Source organism: Leptolyngbya sp. FACHB-8 (assembly GCF_014695575.1).
Lineage (GTDB): Bacteria > Cyanobacteriota > Cyanobacteriia > Elainellales > Elainellaceae > Vacuolonema.
On the sequence record NZ_JACJOO010000087.1, the window covers coordinates 171,021 to 187,383 of the forward strand.

General features: G+C 50.4%; 10 protein-coding genes and 1 pseudogene. 7 read left to right on the top strand and 4 right to left on the bottom strand.

Annotated features, from left to right (window positions below; translation table 11 throughout):
- Window positions 1–46 precede the first annotated feature (46 nt).
- From H6F91_RS25530 to H6F91_RS25540, 3 genes are all read left to right on the top strand, one after another.
- Entirely contained in the window at window positions 47–2,551 is a 2,505-nt protein-coding gene (locus tag H6F91_RS25530) for a glycogen/starch/alpha-glucan phosphorylase (protein WP_190773215.1), read from the top strand.
- A gap of 204 nt (window positions 2,552–2,755) precedes the next feature.
- Window positions 2,756–3,454: a 2,3-bisphosphoglycerate-dependent phosphoglycerate mutase gene (locus H6F91_RS25535; RefSeq protein ID WP_190773216.1), complete on the top strand. Its 699-nt coding sequence runs from the start codon at window positions 2,756–2,758 to the stop codon at window positions 3,452–3,454.
- 162 nt (window positions 3,455–3,616) lie between these two features.
- Window positions 3,617–3,802, top strand: coding sequence for a hypothetical protein (locus H6F91_RS25540; protein ID WP_190773217.1), 186 nt, complete (start codon window positions 3,617–3,619; stop codon window positions 3,800–3,802).
- Between the two features lie 139 nt (window positions 3,803–3,941).
- Here H6F91_RS25540 and H6F91_RS25545 read toward each other — a convergent pair whose 3' ends face one another.
- Entirely contained in the window at window positions 3,942–4,475 is a 534-nt protein-coding gene (locus tag H6F91_RS25545) for a pentapeptide repeat-containing protein (RefSeq protein ID WP_190773218.1), read from the bottom strand.
- Between the two features lie 421 nt (window positions 4,476–4,896).
- Between H6F91_RS25545 and H6F91_RS28660 the strand changes: the two are divergent.
- Window positions 4,897–5,004 (top strand): annotated as a pseudogene (locus tag H6F91_RS28660) (helix-turn-helix domain-containing protein); the annotation flags it as partial.
- An 888-nt stretch (window positions 5,005–5,892) separates the two neighbouring features.
- A complete protein-coding gene (locus tag H6F91_RS25550) occupies window positions 5,893–7,107 on the top strand; it encodes a pre-peptidase C-terminal domain-containing protein (RefSeq protein WP_190773219.1) in 1,215 nt (404 codons plus the stop codon).
- 82 nt (window positions 7,108–7,189) lie between these two features.
- On the opposite strand, the gene H6F91_RS25555 is transcribed toward H6F91_RS25550, so the two are convergent.
- From H6F91_RS25555 to H6F91_RS25565, 3 genes are all read right to left on the bottom strand, one after another.
- Window positions 7,190–7,696 (bottom strand): BON domain-containing protein, encoded by a 507-nt coding sequence (locus H6F91_RS25555; protein ID WP_190773238.1) that lies wholly within the window; start codon window positions 7,694–7,696, stop codon window positions 7,190–7,192.
- A gap of 163 nt (window positions 7,697–7,859) precedes the next feature.
- Window positions 7,860–10,160 (bottom strand): hypothetical protein, encoded by a 2,301-nt coding sequence (locus tag H6F91_RS25560; RefSeq protein WP_190773220.1) that lies wholly within the window; start codon window positions 10,158–10,160, stop codon window positions 7,860–7,862.
- Window positions 10,161–10,762: 602 nt separating this feature from the next.
- Window positions 10,763–12,799 carry a general stress protein gene (locus H6F91_RS25565; RefSeq protein WP_190773221.1) on the bottom strand — a complete coding sequence of 679 codons (2,037 nt, stop codon included), beginning with the start codon at window positions 12,797–12,799 and terminating at the stop codon, window positions 10,763–10,765.
- Between the two features lie 552 nt (window positions 12,800–13,351).
- Here H6F91_RS25565 and H6F91_RS25575 point away from each other — a divergent pair.
- Both H6F91_RS25575 and H6F91_RS25580 read left to right on the top strand, forming a co-directional pair.
- A complete protein-coding gene (locus H6F91_RS25575) occupies window positions 13,352–15,589 on the top strand; it encodes a HEAT repeat domain-containing protein (RefSeq protein WP_190773223.1) in 2,238 nt (745 codons plus the stop codon).
- 129 nt (window positions 15,590–15,718) lie between these two features.
- Entirely contained in the window at window positions 15,719–16,348 is a 630-nt protein-coding gene (locus H6F91_RS25580) for a 2OG-Fe(II) oxygenase (RefSeq protein WP_190773239.1), read from the top strand.
- Window positions 16,349–16,363 lie beyond the last annotated feature (15 nt).

Below are 16,363 nucleotides of genomic sequence, written 5' to 3' on the forward strand. Positions count from 1 at the left end.
GCTTTGGCTGACGGCCTTGCCCACGTCCATTCCAGAGGAACCCCCGATGACCGCATCCATCAACCCCTCCACCCTCACCACCGCTGGCATCCAAGACGATCGCACCGGCCTCCACACGGAAACCCTCAAACGCGCCTTTCTAGACAATCTTTACTACATCCAGGGCAAACTCTCCTCCGACGCCACCCCCATCGATCACTACTTGGCCCTCGCCTATACTGTGCGCGATCGCCTCATTCAACGCTGGCTCAGCACTGGCCAAACCATGTGCCGCTCCACTACCAAAATTGTTGGCTACCTCTCCGCTGAATTCCTCGTCGGCCCCCACCTCGCCAACAACCTGATCAACCTCGATATCTACGATCCCGTCAAGCAGGCGATCGAAGAACTGGGGCTAAGCCTGAAAGAAATCATCAACACCGAAGAAGAACCCGGCCTCGGCAACGGCGGATTGGGACGCCTCGCCGCCTGCTATATGGACTCCCTCTCCACCCTCCAAGTCCCCGCCATTGGCTATGGCATTCGCTACGAATTCGGCATCTTCGACCAGGAAATTAAGGACGGTTGGCAGGTCGAAATCACCGACAAGTGGTTGAAATACGGCAACCCCTGGGAGATCGCCCGCCCCCAGGAAGCCATTGAAGTTAAATTAGGCGGCTATACCGAAAGCTACACTGACGAGCAGCAACGCTACCGGGTGCGCTGGGTTCCAAAACTCACCGTCGCGGGCATTCCTTACGACACCCCCATTCTGGGCTACAAAGTCAACACCGCCAACACTCTGCGCCTCTGGAAAGCTGAATCTCCTGAAGCCTTTGACTTTAGAGCCTTTAACCAGGGAGATTACTGGGGAGCCGTTCACGCTAAAGTCATTTCAGAAAACATTACCAAGGTGCTGTACCCCAACGATGAGCAAATTCAGGGGAAACAACTGCGCCTGGAACAACAATTCTTCTTCGTCTCCTGCTCCCTGCAAGATGTAATCCGAAGGCATTTGAACTGTGGGCGCACCCTCGACACCCTGCCCGACAAATTTGCCTTGCAGATGAACGACACTCACCCGTCGATCGCCGTTGCCGAACTGATGCGGCTTCTGGTGGACGAGCACCTGATGAATTGGGACGCTGCCTGGGACATTACCACCCGTACCCTCGGCTTTACCAACCACACCCTGCTACCCGAAGCCCTGGAAAAGTGGCCCGTTGCCCTGTTTGGAGAAATGCTGCCCCGGCATCTGGAAATTATCTATGAAATTAACCGCCGCTTCCTGGATCAGGTGCGTATGAAGTATCCCGGCGACGTTGGGAAGGTCATGCACGTCTCCTTAATTGATGAAAGTGGCCCCCGTTACGTGCGTATGGCTAACCTCGCCTGTGTGGGCAGCCATGCTATCAACGGCGTTGCTGCCCTTCACTCGGAACTGCTCAAGAAAACGGTTCTGCACGACTTCTACGACCTGATGCCAGAGAAGTTTAGCAACAAAACCAATGGTGTCACCCCCCGTCGCTGGATTGCCGAGAGCAATCCCGGTCTGGCTCGTTTACTAACCCGTCAGATGGGGAGCGATCGCTGGCTCACCCATCTCAGCGACTTGCGCCAGATGGAGGGCTCTGCCGATGACCCTGGTTTTCGCAACGAATGGCGCGGAGTTAAACGTGACCTGAAGCAAAATCTGGCTGGCTACATTGCACAGCGTACTGGCATTGCCGTTAATCCTGACTCGATGTTCGACGTTCAGGTGAAACGCCTCCACGAGTACAAGCGGCAACACCTGAATGTGCTGCATATTATTACGCTCTATACCCGTCTCAAAGACAATCCCAATATGGAGATGACGCCGCGCACCTGTATTTTTGGTGGCAAAGCGGCTCCAGGTTATGCCATGGCAAAGCTGATCATCCGGCTTATTAATGCTGTTGGGGAAGTGGTGAATCGCGATCCGGATGTGGGCGATCGCCTCAAAGTCGTCTTCATTCCTGACTATAACGTCAGTTTAGGCCAACGTATTTATCCGGCTGCTGACCTCTCCGAACAAATCTCCCTGGCTGGTCTGGAGGCCTCTGGCACTGGCAACATGAAGTTCTCGATGAATGGCGCACTCACTATTGGCACTCTAGATGGAGCCAATGTAGAAATTCGCGAAGAAGTGGGCGAAGATAACTTCTTCTTGTTTGGCATGAAAATTGAGGAAGTCGCTGCTCTCCGGGCCCAGGGCTACCGTCCTCAGGACTATTACACCAGCAACCCTATACTGAAACGGGTTATTGATTTAATTGCCACTGGCCACTTCTCTCAGGGAGATAGCAGTCTGTTTCGTCCGCTAGTGGATAATTTACTCTCATCCGACCCTTATATGCTTTTGGCAGATTACCAGTCCTATATTGAGTGTCAGGATCGGGTTAGCGCCGCTTACTTGAATAACGACGACTGGACACGGATGTCAATCTTGAACACAACACGGATGGGTAAGTTTTCGAGCGATCGCTCCATCCAGGAATATTGTCATGACATCTGGAAAGCCTCTCCAGTCCCCGTCGAACTACACGACTGAACAAGTTCTACTCAACGTATCTACACGATAGCCCTCATAAACCAGATCCTTACCGACCGATGCGAAGCGCCACATTCACCTCCTACCGATAACCCCTTACGGAGGGTGCTGGGGACGCGTTTTGTCCTCAGTCAGGGGTTCTTGGGGCGCTTCGCCCCCAAGCAGAGCCTCCAAGACCCAACCCCAGAGCCAAAGGAACCCACCATGTCAACTCTCATCTTGACTCGTCATGGCCAAAGCTTGTGGAATGCCGCTAACAGATTCACTGGATGGGTTGATGTACCCCTGAGTGAACGTGGCCGTGCTGAAGCAACAATTGCCTCTACCAAGCTCCGGAACTATCGTGTCAACGTTTGTTTTACCAGTAAGTTGATAAGGGCGATCGAAACTGCGATCATCATCTTGACGGAATGTGATGACGTCTGTGGTGGCAAAATTCCTATTATCAAACATGAGGACGATGATTCTGATTGGCACGGCTGGGATAAATATGAAGGTGACCACCAACAAGAACTTCCCATCTATACCCATGCCTTTCTAGACGAGCGCTACTACGGCAAGCTACAAGGTAAAAACAAAGCTGAAACCGTTGCTATTTATGGTGCCGAACAGGTGCAACTCTGGCGTCGCTCCTATGATGAAGCTCCTCCCGGTGGCGAAAGCCTGGAAGATACCCAAGAACGGGTTGTTCCCTGTTTTAAGAGCCGCATTATGCCTCACCTGATGCAAGGCGATAATGTTTTAATTTCGGCTCATGGTAATTCCTTGCGAGCCATCATTATGCATCTAGATCAACTGACTCCAGAAGAAGTTGTTCAGCTTGAGCTCGGTACAGGAATTCCAATTGTTTATGAATTTAATCCTGACGGCTCTATTCAGGGCAAACAAATTTTGGTTGCCTAAAACATCCTCCTGCATAAATGGCAGCGCTGTGAAGCCAAATGCTGGATATTAACCTTGGGATATATGAAGTCGTTTGTCCTGTGATAGAACCTTAACAAATTTGAATCGCACACTATGGAGACAAGTTCTGCTTAAGCAAGGGAAAGCTAGGTGTGATTTGTAATGAAACGCCCAGAAGGATTTGAAACAAGATACATCGCCTTATTTACTGCCGATAGCAACGATGTTCGTGAACGGTTAAATAGCCTGAATCAGAAGCTTCAATCAGTTGTCGAAACGATTCCCCCTTCATGGCTTGAATCTTTCTCGATGCAGGCAATCGAGCCAAGCCAACAGACGATTGAGTAGCTATCATCTTGCACCTTTTTGGAGCCAAAACCCGGAAGGGCGATTTTTCTGTTTCTTCGCGACAGAAAAATCGCCCTTCCGGGTTTTGGCTCTAGAGCTGAGGATACGTGGAGACACGAAAAACTAATACTTCCAACAGTTATGGAGATCCCTCATCCAAAATTGTGCCCTCCGTATTAGCCTTCTCCAGGTTAGTACCGCTCAGATTTGCCTGGTTCAGTTCTGCTGCTTGTAGGTTGGCTTGGGAAAGATCGGCAATGGATAGGTTGGCGCCACTCAAGTCAGCGTGTTCTAGATTAGCTGCACGTAGATCGGCCTGGCTCAAATCGGCTTCATTCAGACTGGCTTCGGTTATATCAGCTAGAGCCATTTCGGAATGGCTCAGGTTGGTATTGTCCAATACGGCACCATGCAAAATAGCTCCATCTAAAATGGCGTCCTGTAAGTCTGCGCCCCGCAAATTGGCGTTGGTTAGATCAGCACCATTGAGGTCAGCATGGTGTAAACGAGCATTGCTGAGGTTGGCGTAACTCAAGTTGGCTCCATTCAAATCCGCCTCATCCAAGATGATGCCACTTAAATTGGCTCCTACTAAGCTGGCTTCGCTCAGGTTAATACCACTAAAGTCTCTTCTGCCTTTGGAATATTCATCCAGAATTTCTATGAGTTCCATGAATGAGTTTCCTTAATCTCTGTGCGTATAGCTCTATAGCAAAAACCTCTGGGCGTCTGTCCTTGTTTCGACTCCAGAGGTTTATGCATTTCGTACTCCTCACACCTCTTCATCATCCACCGAATTTCTTCCAAAAACCATATTCCTTGTGGCAGATCATAAACTGGTCGAGGCTTATCTCTCTCCCGCTTAAGGCTCATAAATAGGAAGTAACCACAGTAATCCTAAGTAATTTTTGAAAAGAAGGGTAAGCACAGCACTATTCCGATTTAATCTTTGCTTGGGCTGAGAGCACGAAGCACCTGCAGCTTGGATGCTTCAGCTTTGCAACTCATACAGGAATGCTGTCAAGCTCTACTATTGTTTATCTTCCAAAACTCAGGGGAGTGTTTTTTATTCCGCTATAGACAAAATAATTCTCTTCAAGTGGTGGACGGCAAGTTGGTTAAGTAAGTATTTGGCGGATGAGCTTGAGATTGGCGATCGCCACATTAACAGCCTTCCTAGGAAGACGGGGCTTTCGACGCGCCCAGGTTATGAGTAGGATACTATAACTTTCAGCGTTACCCATTACGTCCAATCGCGTGATTGTTGGCGATCCTGCAATGGGACAGCGATCGCTGTCCCATACTGCCGTTATTGCGGATTGGAGGGGTTATGTATGACTGTTACAACTGATAGTTTTACTTAAAGATGCCGAAGAGGCCGATAGTATCCCCTCGCAATTTTTTGAGTTAGTCACAGCGCACTGTCTTGCGCTGTTTGATAACAAGTAAGGTTAAATACCGATGATAAAAGTGGTACGACGATTTGCATCGCGCCACTTTTATCATCGGTATTTAATCCGGCATGCTATGAGGTGTTGATTGTGTCGATCTTGCTCCAAGTATTCGGTTTGGAGACGGCCTTAAGGTTTTGCTACAGGGTGTGCGTTTACTTGCAGTAAGCTAACCTACTTGTCAGTTTATATACATCGTCATTTGAATTGACTCAGTGTAGGAGTTGGTATGTGGCACCTGGCGCCATATACTAACTCCTACACTGAGTCAGTTTAGATACCAATATAGATAGAAATTAACGTTTAGATTGGCTCCATAAGAAGGTAAATAATGCAATTGTATAGTTTTGTATATATTTGCGTTCTAGATAGTTTTGTCTTTGAAGTATGTCCTATGAAACTGACATGAACTGATAACCGTTCTTGCACTTCATGCACGTCTAATTTTGTCGCTGTTTTAGTTGATTACTGGTGCTTAGTTGTAATTGAATCTAGCTGCTCTAATCGGCTCTATTACTGGCTTGCATCTAAAGGTAAACCTTAAATAGAGACTCAAGGATTCGTGCTGTCTGAATTTCTTTAGGTTACGTTTTCTCGGTTTTAAAGCTACTGAAAACTGTTTCTTCAGGGATGAAATCTATGACAGAACCTAATGACACCCTTCTTGAATCAAGTGCCGCTGAACTGACTTTGGAGACCCCCTTTGTCTCTATTACTGAAACTATTGGGGACAATGCCAATGCTGATCTTGATGTTGATATCTTTCAGGTTACTTTGAATGCAGGAGATCGGTTAACGATTGATATTGATACCTTTGGTTATCCAGAAGATCTAACCGATTCTGTTTTAAGGCTGTTTGATGAGAATGGAGTCGAAGTGGCATTCAGCGATGATGGCGCGGCTCCTGATGAGCTTTGGTCATATGATTCATTCATTAACTTTGTTGCCACTACATCAGGTACCTACTACATTGGCGTGAGTGGCTATGGCAATAGTTGGTATGACCCCGTTACTGGAGCAAGTGGTACAAGCGGTGCCACGGGTAATTACACCCTTGATATGACTCTCTCAGTCGATGCACCCATCATTGGTACGCCCGAAGCTGATAGCCTGACTGGAACAGAGTTTGATGACACAATTTCGGGTTTGGCTGGTGCTGACCTCATTGCCGCTCTCGGTGGCGGTGATGAGGTAAATGCGGGTGAAGGTAACGATGTAGTAAGTGGTGGGCTAGGAAACGATTCGATTGACGGTGGGCAAGGGAATGACCAACTCCTGGGAGAGAGCGGGGATGACACGATCTCCGGGGGAAGTGGTGCCGACCTGATCATCGGTGACGAAGACGAAAACTACGATTTTGGTTATGACCAATTATTTGGTGGAGGTGGTAGTGACACAATCTTTGGTGGAGACGCTGATGATTGGCTTACTGGCGGTGAAGGAGATGACCAGCTTGATGGAGGGTATGCCTCTGACTATCTCGAAGGGGGAAATGGAAATGACCTTCTACGGGGATGGGGGGGATATTACGAAATCGATTATTTAACCGGGGGGAACGGAAGAGATACGTTCATACTGGGAGACGAAGAAAGCGCTTTCTATGATGATGGAGATCCTTCCTCGACGGGCGATCTTGACTATGCTCTCATTACAGATTTCAACGTTTTGAGGGACACAATTCAACTACATGGCTCAGCCGATTCTTATACTCTGGATTACTTTGTTGATTACTCGGGAATCCAAAGCGCGGCTCTTGTTCTGGATGGGGCTAGCGGTAGAGCTGAAACGATCGCCATCCTCCAAAACGTTGTAGGTGCTCTTGATCTGACCAGCTCAGCGTTTCAGTACGTTTAGATATTCGTGATCATCTCTTGAACAAAAGAGAGCATTGGGCTAATCCCAATGCTCTCTTTTAAGCCAATGCGCTGTTTTCTGATTAACCGACTGGAACGGTTGGATCTGCTGGTTTTTCGCTGTTACTACCGTCAGGTTGAGCAGGAGCTACGGTGGCATTGACCGTTACATCCTTTACTCCCTTAATCTCTCGGGCCAGTGGATCAATGCGGTCGAACTGGGGCAGTGTCGGAACCGTTCCTGAAATCGTCACAATTCCATCCTGCGAGTCTACCGTTAACTGGCTGGCCGGCAAATTGGCTTCCAGTTTACTGCGAACCTCGCTCTCAAGATCTGCATCGGCCCGCTCGGTATCGCCGCCTGTGGCATTGTTCCGCTGCTCTCGGGCACGGATGTCAGACTCCAACTGCCGACGGCGGAGATCGCTCATGCCATCCCCTTCAATTTTCTGCGCTTCATTTGTTTCAGGTGGCTGACCAAGCTGGGAGGTTTGGTCAGGAGCATCCGGGGCTGTTTGAGCTGTGTTGCTACAGGCGACACCACCCAGTAGCAGGGTGCTACTTAATAACAACATCGGTAATGCTTTCATGGTGACTCCTTGAATGAATACGGATTGTTCAAATAACGCGATGGGCAACATTGCCGATCTTTCTGGGAGTAGCCTTTCCTGCCTGGCTCCAAGGCGGTAGCCTCATGCGTTGCCCATCGCGTTAATGAGAGTTGGGCTGAGCGGCTGCCCGAACACCGTTCTCCTATCCCTGCCGAGGATCCTGTCGGTTGTCCACAATGATCACCTCAGGATCTGTGTTGGGTCGGATGTTTTTCTGCTGTGTGCGATCGCGCCGTTCCGTAACGCTTCGTTCATCACGAATGCCCAACCGATCGCTTTCTCGGGCGGGAGGGCGCTCGACTACAGTACCGTCCCGGCGAACACCAGGGGTTGTTGCTCCATGGGTTTGCACTTTTGTAGCCTCAAAGCTTTCCCATTCGTGAATGTGGTGCCGCTTCAGAATCGGTTCTGCACGACGAATATCCGCCTCGTTACCATCGATGATGATCAGATCATCACCGCGATGAAATCGCTCATTGTAAATGCGAGCTCGATGTTCAGGAATACCCAGGCCAACCAGAGCCCCAACAATTCCCCCAGCGGCAGCACCAATTGCGCTGCCTGCCAGGGCAGTGACGATCGCCGTTGCGACAGCGCCCCCCTTAACAACCGGCCCGATGCCTGGAATGGCAAGGGCTCCCAGGCCCACTAGAAAACCTCCTAAGCCACCTACAGCAGCGCCCGTCGTGGCACCAGCCTTGGCACCTTCATCGGCTTTGTTGCCTGCGTGCTGGTTGATATCTACCCCGGCCACACTAGAGCCTCGGCCTGTATCCCGGGCCAGGATAGAAACCTGATCCATGGAGAAGCCGGAATTTTTCAGTTCAGAGAGGGCTGCTTCTGTATGTTGCCGTTTCGTAAATAGGCCAATAGCCCGGTAATGTTGGGACGGGCGAGCCGCAGCAGGCGACGGGTTCGCCGTAGAAGGTGGGGGTGGAACGGGTGCTGAGGATGACATAGCCGTTACGGGCGGCGGTGGAACGGGTGCTGAGGATGACATGGCCGTCACGGGTGGCGGCGGAACGGGTGCTGAGGATGATACAGGCGTAACTGGCGACGGTGGGACGGGCGAGGATGACACGGGTGCCGCAGGAGGTGGCGGGACAGGGGAGGATGACCTAACTGTTGGGGACGGCACAGGTGTCGAAGATGATGCCATCGCCGCGGGAGGTGGCGGAGGAGCAGGCTTACTAGCCGGTGGTAAGGGGCTAGTACCTGCCACACTGACAGGCGGCTGATCGACGACCGTATCTGGCTTGGATGGCCCTGTAGCCGGATGCTCAACGGTTGAGTCAAAAACATCCCAGGAGGTCATGCCACAGGTTGCCAGAATGGCGGCTGCACGGTGAATTTCTTCTTCAGTACCGCTGACAGCAACCAGATAATCTCCTCGATCTAATCGCTCATCATAGACGTGAGTGCGATTGCCTGGAATGTTGTAACGGGCTGCTTCTAAGCGATCGCGCAGATCCAACCCAGAAAATGCGTCTCGGTGCTCGATGCGTCGTGCAATCAAGGAAACACCGCTAAGGGGGAAGTTGGCATGACGCAGCCGAGTGATGGCCTCTTCTGCATTGTGGCGATTGGCGTAGCTGGCGATCGCGCGCTGCCTCACGCCAGTTCCTGAAGCCTCTGGCACTGGCACTGGCACTGGCACTGGTGCCCCAGTAACAACAGGTTGGTGAACCCCAGGGTGGCTATGGCGAGAACGCCGATAGAAGGGCTCCTCCAATGACCGGATTGGGAGAGACTCGTCATGAACATGAACGTCATGGGGGCCTGGTGTCTCATGCACAACCACAGAAGACCCAGCCATAGGATGATGGTTGGCGTGGTGATGGCGGGAGTGACGGTAGTATGGTTCCTCCAGAGTACGGGTTCCGGTATCGGGCGCGTCGTATACGTTGTAAGCATCAATCCTGCGATGGTGCAGAGCCTGCTCGACGCGGGCGATTTCGTCATCGGAACCATCTACGACCAGCAGGTATTCTCCCCGCATAATGCGATCGTGGTAGTGCCGCGCATCCCGTTCAGGAATACCTAAACCAATCAGAGCACCCAAGAGCCCGCCAGCAACGGCCCCAATTCCAGTGCCTGCGAGAGTGGTGGCGACAGCGGTTGCTATTGCCCCAGCCAACATGATCGGCCCTACCCCTGGAATGGCTAACGTGCCCAGGCCTACCAGTAACCCCGTTAGAGTTCCGAGTAGACCTCCGGTTATAGCGCCCGATATGGCTCCTTCATCCGATTTGTTGCCGACGTGGCTTGTATGGGCTCTCTCCTCCCGGGGCTGTGGACCTCGGGCAACGATAGAAACCCGCTCCATGGGAAAACCGGAAGCTCGCAGGTCGCTCAGAGCCTCCTCGGCCGCACGCTGGTTCGGAAATGCTCCAATCGCACGCCGATGTCTACCCATACCCGAATCAGAATGACCAAATACCATGTTTTCCACCTCTGCAATAACTACAAATTCATCTGGTGCTAAAAAATTAATGATTAACTTCTAAAATTGCTGTTCTGATGGGTTCGTGGGTCCAATCCATCGAGACGGGATAATGCTTGTTCAGCTTTTATGCGTTGTTTATAGCTATATGGAGTCTCCCCCTGCCGGTTTTCATTCCTGTAACCGATGTATGCAACCTGAGAGCCAACTTCTCGACCGCTACTGGCAAAAACGTCTGTAAGCCATAGAGGCCGATTGATGACATTGCATAACGCTTTGTTCAATAACAGCTCTTTTATGGCTGACCCTGCTTGTATTTTGTTGTACCTCTTTTAAGCTATCGGCTCAAATAGTTGTAATCCTCTATCTTTCGGGCTGTTTGGGGTGTTGGAGAGGTACGCCTCAAAAGGTGTTTAATAGAACAGTCCTTGAGAATCTGAACTATCTATTAGCCTTTCTGAGCTGGTGAGGTATGGGAAATGGATGTGGATTTTGTTCCACACCCATCCCTCACGGGAGCGGAAAATGCTGTATTTTCCCGTTTGTAAAGTGCTTGCAGAAACAAACGTTCTAAAGTGAACAAGCCAGATTTGCAACAGCCCTTATTGAGCTTGATTTCGATGATCAATCATGATTACTTCTGGCATAGGAGTAATCACTTTTTTGACTGTTTGAGGGCGATCGCCCTGATCATTCCAGTATGATTCACTCCCATCAATGCCCCGGACAGACTGAGCTCGTTCCTCAATACCGAGACGTTTATTACTATAGGGCTCAGGATGCTGGGGAAGCAGTCCATCTGGGTTTGCTTCCGAAGGTGGCATCACATTAGTACGAGGATAATTTGCGCCAAACGTTTCCCATGTATGAACATGGTGCTGTTTCAGAATGGCTTCTGCGCGCAGGATACTTGCATCACTTCCATCAATAATGACGAGAGCATTTCCTTTGTGGAAGCGATCGCCATACACCCGTGCAAAGTTCTCAGGGACCCCTTCCTGCATCAAGGCTTTAACCAAACTTTCATCCCCGTTGCCGATAGTACTGGTACTGACCAGAGTTGCAGCGATCGCCATAGCCGTCGCGCCTCCTGCAATAACAGGCCCGATTCCAGGAATGGTTAGAGTTCCCATTCCCACCAGAAGGGTGTCCAAACTTGGGGTTGCTGAATTTGTTCGAGTGTTTCTACTGGCTCTACTGCCTTTTTGGGGTTGAGAGTCAACATCGACACTCTGGGATGAACGGTTTTTCTCCTTCACAAGCAGAGAAACCTGTTCCATGGGAAAGCCTATAGTCCGCAGTTCTGACAAAGCGCTTTCCATTCCTCGCCGTTGATAAAAGACCCCCACAGCTCGATAGTGTTGCGGTTGTGTAGAGACTGGAGGTAGAACAACCCCAGCAGGAGGCGGAGGCGGAGCCGGTTTCGCGATAGCTGTATAGATGACTTCGATGGTTGGAATTGTGCGTTTTGAATGTACAGTTTCACTTTGAACTTCAGTAGGAGTTGGTAGCACTGGAGGCACTGGTGGGGGCACTGGTGGCACCGGGGGCATATTTGTAACAGGCTCTACCTCGGCAACAGCAGGTTGGGGGCGCTCAACCCTAGCATCTCCTCCCAGTGTTGCCGTTGAGTTAATCCGCATGGGGTCAAAGACCTGCCACGAAGTCACTCCATAGGCCGCCAAAACGTCGGCAGCATACTGGATCTCCTGCTCCCCTCCGCTGACAATCACCAGGCACTCTCCCCGCTCCAATTGCTCGTCATATTGTTGAGCGCGATCGGTAGGGACTCCGTAGCGAGCTGTTTCGAAGCGATCGCGCAAGTCAACTCCTACAAACAAATTGGGGTACTCTACCCGGCGTGTAATCACCGACAGGTTCGTTAGAGGAAACCCAGCTTGTCCCAGGGCTGCGATCGCTCCTCCCGCTATCTGATCATTTGGAAACGTGGTAATTCCATGCTTGCTACGGCCAACAGCAATGGTGCCATACCGCTGTATGGGTCTGGGCAGAAACGGTTGGGTTTGCATAGAGTGATGCTGTACCGGTGCTGTTACGGCGGGTGTGGTCGAGGCAGCCGCAGAGGCAGGCATGTCATAAATTCGATAGGCAGCTATCCCACGGCGATGCAGAATGTACTCGGCTTGGGCAATTTCGCGATCGGTTCCCTCTACCATGATGAGGTATTCGCCTCGCACGATGCGATCGTGATAGTCTTTCGCCTCTTCTTCCGGAATCCCTAAACCAACCAGTGCTCCCAACAAACTGCCGGTTACTGCTCCAATGGCCGTGCCTGCCAGAGTTGTGGCGATCGTCGTTGCTGTTGCCCCTGCCAGCATTACAGGGCCAATTCCCGGAATAGCTAGGCTACCCAGACCTACTAACAAGCCTGCAAGCGTTCCCAATGCACCACCGGCGGCAGCACCCAGAGCTGCGCCGTCATCCGCCTTCGTCTCGTGGGCAATTTCGCTGAGCTTTCCTTTGCGATCGCGATCGCGCGTAATGATGGAAACCCGCTCCATAGGAAAGCCGGAGTCTCGCAGTTCATGCAGAGCTTGCGTTGCTATGCGGCGGTTTGGAAACGTTCCAATGGCCCGACGATGTCTGTTACTAGTTGTATGGGAACGGCTGGCTACCATCGCGAATTACCTCTGCAATCACACCTAATTTCAAAAACTTAAAGGCTTTTCTATTACCTGTTTACCCAATAAGCCTGTTATCCGGGTTTACTTACAAGCTCAAACAAAATAAATTGAGGTAGTTATTTCAATCTGCTACGACCCAAAAATTACAGTAATAAACTGCAAAACAGAGCAAATCAGAAATAGAAAATACCTCTGATTGATAAACTCTCACAGAGTCGACACTATGACTTTTCCTTGCCCACTCTCTATTCCATAGACCTGTCCTGAATGGGATGATGCCTATTACTAGAAAACTTCAGTCTTTATAAATTATCGATTCAATCTGTTTTCATCCTCTACCTTTTGAGCCGTTTGCTAATTAGTAAATCTGTACCTGATGGATACACAGAATTTCGTACTCGACGGTTGAAGTTTGCCCATGAAGGTGTATGGGGCGAAGTATTTCCTACATGGGTAAACTTAAGCTGCTTATTGCTGAGTAAAGAGGGCATGACGATCGCCCATCCCGATGCCATAGTAGAAAAAACGTTGTGAGAGTCAGCAACAATGGTGGATTGGTTGGCGCTTTTGGGGATGAAGCGAACAGCAGAAGTGGTATTCCAACCAATCCCAGGAGACCTGGCAAAGGCATCTCCTCGACAGTTGCATCATGAGATTTTTGGTAAGCACTGGCAGGATGAAGCCTGGCATGACGCCCTGGGAGTTACCGCCGGTCTGATTGATGCCAGGTTGGCGGGAAAAATGATTGAGTTTCTGCTAACCCAAAACGTTAATAGAAGCCAGTTTTTAAAGCAACATGACTATTTGGAAAAAGCGGGACTTAGCCATCTGCTTCTAGCTGCAAGATGTTTTGCTGAAGTAAAGGATAAGACAGCGATCGCTCAGACCTCCATACGGTTGCGCAAAACCTTACAACGCGAAGTTGAACTAGAGTATCCCTACCCGTTCGATGCTGAGTTGGCGGCGACACTCGTAACAACCATTGCGGCCCTATGGAAGGATGATCCCGAAACATTACCCTGGCTGAAAGAGTGTTTCCGGTTTGATTATTTGTCATATATTCCGACAGCAGCGGTGCAGGCGATCGCTCAAACCTGGAAAGATGACCCACAGACCTTACCCTGGCTCAAAACCTGTGCCCAATTCCATGAGAGTTGGGCTGTGCAGAGTGCGGCAGTTCGGGAGTTAGCGCAAGGCTGGAGAGATGACCCAGACGTTTTACCCATTCTCGAAAGCTGCGTTCAATTCCATCAGAAGTGGGAAGTGCGAAGTGTAGCTGTGCAGGAGCTAGCGCGAGGCTGGAGAAATGACTTTCGCATCCTACTCTGGCTTAAGACTTATGCCCAAGCCCATGGTGAACCCAGGCTGCGGGGTACGGTGCTACAAGAGTTGGCCCAAGGTTGGAGAACTGACCTGGAGGTTTTAGCCATTCTCAAACGTGCCTGTTCTGATAGTGAACCCGTTGTGCGGGTTGTAGCAGTGCAGGAATTAGCACGAGGTTGGAGACACAGCCCGGAAGTTTTAGCCATGCTCAAAAGCTACGCTCAATCCAATGAGCATATGTATGTACGACTCGTGTTGCAGGAGCTAGCGCGAGGCTGGCAAGATGACCCAGAGGTTTTAGCCATTCTCAAAAAACACATCCAAACGGGTGAGGATGGAGCCGTTCGGATTGTGGCAATACAGGAGTTAGCACGAGGCTGGAGAAATGACCCAGAGACCCTAACCCTGATCAAAAACAGTATCCATACCGATGAGCGTGGTCTTCAGCATACCGTGGTGCAGGAGATCGTGCGAGGTTGGAAAGATGACCCAGATACGCTCCTCTGGCTCAAAAAACTGGCTCAATCCCATGAAGATAGGATTGCGCAGATTGAAGCAATCAAGGGTATAGCGCAAGGCTGGAGGAATGATCCAGAGATTTTATCCTGGCTCAAAAAACTGGTCCAACTGGACCAACGTGATTGGCAAAATGATTTCCCTTCAACCACTGTGGTGCAAGAGATAGCACGAGGCTGGGGAGACCGTTTGGAGACTTTATCCTGGCTTAAAAAGCTGACCCAGACCCGTTTCTGGACTGTGCGGTCTACCGCGATTCGGGAACTTGCTCAAGGCTGGAAAGACGACCCAAAAACCTTGGCTATTCTTAAAAGGTGTGTTCAGTTTGATGAAGATTCATTTGTACGGAATACAGCAGTGAGAGAGCTAGCGCGAGGCTGGAATGATGACCCAGAGGCCCTAGCAATTATCAAAAAACACGTTCAAGCCGATCAGGATAAGGTCATGCGGCATGTGGTTGTGGAGGGATTAGTACGAAGTAAGAGAAAAGACTTAGAAACCTTAGCAATCTTCAAAAACCTTGCTCAATCCGATGAAGATGTGTTTGTGAAATGCGAGGCACTTCAAGGAATGGCGCGAGGCTGGAGAGCCGATCCAGAAACCCTGGCGATTCTCAAAAAACTAGCCCAGTTTGATGAGCATGGGACTGTACGATGTGCGGCAATTGATGAGTTGGTGCGGGGTTGGAACACCGCCTCTGAGATGTTTGAGTTGTTATGCGATCGCGCCCAAGATGATCCCTTTGAGCCTAGACATAAGTGGCAAGAAAATCCTCGGAAAGCCGCCCTGAAAGCACTCGTCCATTATTACGTCAATCATCCTCAGACATGGGAATTATTGCGCGATCGCGCCCAGAATGATCCCCATGAACAAGTTCGAGAATACGCCACAAAACAATTAGCCGAGTTAGAACTAATACCTTCGCCATTCTTCTCAAGCCTTTGATTTTGCATGGGCGACGTGCACGCAAAATCAAAGGCTTGAGAAGAATGGCGAGCATGTTTAATCAGGAACATGACTACTCCCCCATCGCCAAGGCTTGATAAGGTTGTAATTACCCCAGTCGATTACTTCATGAAATACTACCGCCAGCAAGCCAACGTCTTTCCCGAAGGCTACCTCACCACCCTTCGTGGCGAAGTCTCTGCTTGCTCCTACTTTGCCACCAATAACCTCAACCGCGATTTTGTCAGCACCAAAGGCTTCTCGGTTGTGTTTCTGCGATCGCATATCCCCGAAGTTGAGCGGCGCTTTCCTTACTTCAAACCCTACCTCGATCAAGCTTTGTTGCCCGACTGCAACGCCTTTTATCTCAATCCCTTGCAACTCACCCAGGGTTCTCGCGTTGACCCCCACATCGATCGCTCCCTGCGCTCCTATTGCAAAACCATCGATCCACCCCAGGTTGTGAGCGTGTTGTATGTCACGGTGCCGTCTAATCTGCAAGGCGGGGAGTTAGTGTTGCAGCGCGATCGCCAATCCATCGCCCAAATCAAACCTCGCCCCAACACCTTGCTTTACTTCCAGGGAGACCTGACTCATTCCGTGAATGCGGTTACTTCCTCCGGCAGCCGTTTGAGTCTTGTTTGTGAGCAATACCATCTCAGTGACACTGAATTGCATCAAATTCCGGCCTTTACCATCGAATCCCGAGCCAGCCAGGGCAAGCCGGCCTCTACAAAACATCCCTCTCGGGGTAGGTAACGATATCAGCCTTAC

What these genes read in the sequence shown, in the direction of transcription:
- H6F91_RS25530 (WP_190773215.1), top strand. Translation starts at nt 47, where the DNA reads ATGACCGCATCCATCAACCCCTCCACCCTCACCACCGCTGGCATCCAA.
- H6F91_RS25535 (WP_190773216.1), top strand. Translation starts at nt 2,756, where the DNA reads ATGTCAACTCTCATCTTGACTCGTCATGGCCAAAGCTTGTGGAATGCC.
- H6F91_RS25540 (WP_190773217.1), top strand. Translation starts at nt 3,617, where the DNA reads ATGAAACGCCCAGAAGGATTTGAAACAAGATACATCGCCTTATTTACT.
- H6F91_RS25545 (WP_190773218.1), bottom strand. Translation starts at nt 4,475, where the DNA reads ATGGAACTCATAGAAATTCTGGATGAATATTCCAAAGGCAGAAGAGAC.
- H6F91_RS25550 (WP_190773219.1), top strand. Translation starts at nt 5,893, where the DNA reads ATGACAGAACCTAATGACACCCTTCTTGAATCAAGTGCCGCTGAACTG.
- H6F91_RS25555 (WP_190773238.1), bottom strand. Translation starts at nt 7,696, where the DNA reads ATGAAAGCATTACCGATGTTGTTATTAAGTAGCACCCTGCTACTGGGT.
- H6F91_RS25560 (WP_190773220.1), bottom strand. Translation starts at nt 10,160, where the DNA reads ATGGTATTTGGTCATTCTGATTCGGGTATGGGTAGACATCGGCGTGCG.
- H6F91_RS25565 (WP_190773221.1), bottom strand. Translation starts at nt 12,799, where the DNA reads ATGGTAGCCAGCCGTTCCCATACAACTAGTAACAGACATCGTCGGGCC.
- H6F91_RS25575 (WP_190773223.1), top strand. Translation starts at nt 13,352, where the DNA reads ATGGTGGATTGGTTGGCGCTTTTGGGGATGAAGCGAACAGCAGAAGTG.
- H6F91_RS25580 (WP_190773239.1), top strand. Translation starts at nt 15,719, where the DNA reads ATGAAATACTACCGCCAGCAAGCCAACGTCTTTCCCGAAGGCTACCTC.